2 protein-coding genes are annotated in these 966 nt (G+C 33.0%); one reads left to right on the plus strand and one right to left on the minus strand.

Features of this window, described 5'->3' with window-relative positions:
- The first annotated feature begins 211 nt into the window (after positions 1-211).
- A complete protein-coding gene (locus tag E4T71_RS08680) occupies positions 212-682 on the plus strand; it encodes a hypothetical protein (RefSeq protein ID WP_135038931.1) in 471 nt (156 codons plus the stop codon).
- Positions 683-778: 96 nt separating this feature from the next.
- On the opposite strand, the gene E4T71_RS08685 is transcribed toward E4T71_RS08680, so the two are convergent.
- Positions 779-966: transposase family protein (locus E4T71_RS08685; RefSeq protein ID WP_167758508.1), on the minus strand; the 188-nt coding region annotated here is incomplete at its 5' end.

A 966-nucleotide genomic window follows, 5' to 3' on the forward strand; every position in this document is an offset into this window, starting at 1 on the left:
TTCCACCATCAAAAGAAAAAGTGTTGTTTTTAGAATTGTAATTTGTTAGACTGAACATATGGGTTTCCTTTCTATTTTGATTTGGTTTGCGCTTATATCATAAAGGGGAAATCCTTTTTTGTCCAGTAAAAAGTCTCACCTAATGGGTGAAAATCAAAAACTTCCAGAAACCATGATGTATCAGCGATTCTGGAAGTTTTTTTAGTTATGTATGAATAATTTGGGTTTTAACCTTTTTAAAGCTCTCTTGTTGGTAGCTGGTGAAGGCTTTATTGGTATGGTTTTCTTTATCCTGTTTGCCTTTGTTATTGCTGTTTCAGCCTTGTCTTTTATTTTGGTAGAATCAGGCGGTTCCTTATTTATAGTAGTGTTGTTGCTTGCGGTTATAAATGGTTTTATTCTTTACTGGATAAATCGATGGCTGTTTCCAAAGTTTTCCATTTCGAATCAGGTTCAGACACTCTGTGAATACATTATCCAGTGGCTCTTGATTTATGTGACAGTCTATCAAGATCTCTTTAATAATTTGGATAGCTTTTTGAAATTAGCAGAACTGTCTGCTAATGATTTTGGAAAATGGGATTTGACCCATCCTAGTGTTTTAACCTTATTGGTTCTTCCTTCCTTAATCTCTGTTTGGGTAGGTATTATTTTGTATAAAACCAAAGAGGATACAATTTGACAGAAGGATTTGCAACACGAATCCTTTTTATCTGAGTAATCCATCTAAAAACAAGAATTTGTTTAGAAATGAATTACTAGACTTCCTGCGAAACGTTTATAATCTTTCAAAATTGATAATACCAGCAATCAAGTTCATTCTTAAACCAAATCGTTTTTTACGATTGCGGTAAGTTGTTGAAAAGATGTTAAACACTTTGAACTTTGCAAAAATATTCTCAACCTTAATTCTCCGTGAAGATAAGTCTCGATTGTAAGATTTATCTCCCTTTGTTAAAGGATGGT

Source organism: Streptococcus sp. WM07 (assembly GCF_004570525.1).
GTDB lineage: Bacteria > Bacillota > Bacilli > Lactobacillales > Streptococcaceae > Streptococcus.